Source organism: Acinetobacter sp. C15, from assembly GCF_013420645.1.
GTDB lineage: Bacteria > Pseudomonadota > Gammaproteobacteria > Pseudomonadales > Moraxellaceae > Acinetobacter > Acinetobacter indicus.
Map to the genome: position 1 here is coordinate 1 of NZ_VOXR01000119.1, position 1,483 is coordinate 1,483.

The window sequence follows — 1,483 nt, forward strand, 5'->3', positions numbered from 1 at the left end:
ATGTTATTCACCAATTAAAATGTCTATGCGATAAACCATTTAAAATGTCCTGTTTTTAACTGCAAGAGTCAAGCACAGGATTTAAATTTCTTTGTTCAATAACAGCTTTCTGAGCTTTACGACTCGGCATACTTTTCTTGAGACGGGAACGTTTATTTTGTTTTTCCAACTCTTCATGCTGTTGCTGGATATGCGCCAGAACCGAGCCTAATCTTTTATTCTCAACCACTTCATTCTGCTGTAGTCCAGCCAGTTTATTGAAGACACTATAGTTGATCTTCCGTCCTTCATGCATGATCGCCACAGTGCCATCCGGGTACTCCAGAAATGAAATGTATTGCCCAACAAGCTTATGATTCAGCTCTGTCGGTTCAAGCAGATAAATACACTTGTCATAGGTGATGGTGAGGTTCTTCGTGACCTTACGCGGTTCCTGCCAGGTGAATATATCCTCCAGCTCAGCATCAGACTCTGTTAGCGGACGATGTAAGTTCTTTGAATTTCGCGCACACTTGGCGAACTTCTGGTTGAAATGCTCAATAAAGCAGGGTAACCAGGCATTGGCTTCGGCAATTGAACTGATGCCTTCCAGACGCATCTCCTTGATCAAACGGTCTTGAAGGGTTCTATTCGCGCGTTCTACGCGACCTTTAGCCTGTGGGGAGTTGGCAAAGATAATATCAATGTTTAACTCATTCAGAATCCGGCCAAATTGCGTGATCTTGCTGTCCTGGCTCGATTTCTGGTTCACTCGGAAGACCGAATGTTTATCGCTATAAAAGGCCAGAGGCTTACCGTATTGTTCAATGTAGGCTCGGGTTGAAAGCATATAGTCGAAGGTCGTTTCTGCCTCACAGAAGCGCAGATGCAACAGCTTTCCAGTGGCATCATCGATATACACCAATAAACAGCACTTAGCAGCGCGTCCTTCGAACCAGTCATGATATGAGCCATCAATCTGGATCAGCTCACCGAAGCAATCACGGTTATAACGTGGCTGATATGGACGTTTAAGGCGCTTGGATCGCGGAATCCAGAGGTCATTTGCAGTCATCCAGCGCCGAAGCGTTTCTACCGGGATATTCAGGTCAAATATGCTGCTGAGCTTCTCATGGGCCAAGGTAGGTCCAAATCCCAGCAGATGTTCGGAAATAATGGAAAGACATTTTGATTTTAATAAATCATCATGGCGACGATGGCCAGGTTGACCACGGCTGGCATGCGCCATACCTGAAACACCATCTTGATTGAGCTTCTGTAATAACCGGGTAATTTGACGGGTTGAAAGATTAAGGATTTCAGCGGCACGGACTTGTGTAATACGATGATCTCGAACGTCTTGCAGAACAGCAAGACGTTGAATTTCTTTGTCAGACATAGTGATCAGCATCTATATTTCATATCCAGTCCATGATGTTTAAACCATCATAAACCAGACATTTTTATTGGTGAGAATATAGACACTTTAAATGGGTTCTAACAA

The 1,483-nt window shown here is 44.0% G+C and carries 1 protein-coding gene; it reads right to left on the minus strand.

From position 1 onward, the window contains the following. Window positions 1–55 precede the first annotated feature (55 nt). The gene (locus FTT63_RS15415; RefSeq protein WP_015060273.1) at window positions 56–1,390 is read right to left on the minus strand and encodes an ISNCY family transposase; all 1,335 of its coding nucleotides are present in this window, start codon (window positions 1,388–1,390) and stop codon (window positions 56–58) included. Window positions 1,391–1,483: the final 93 nt, after the last annotated feature.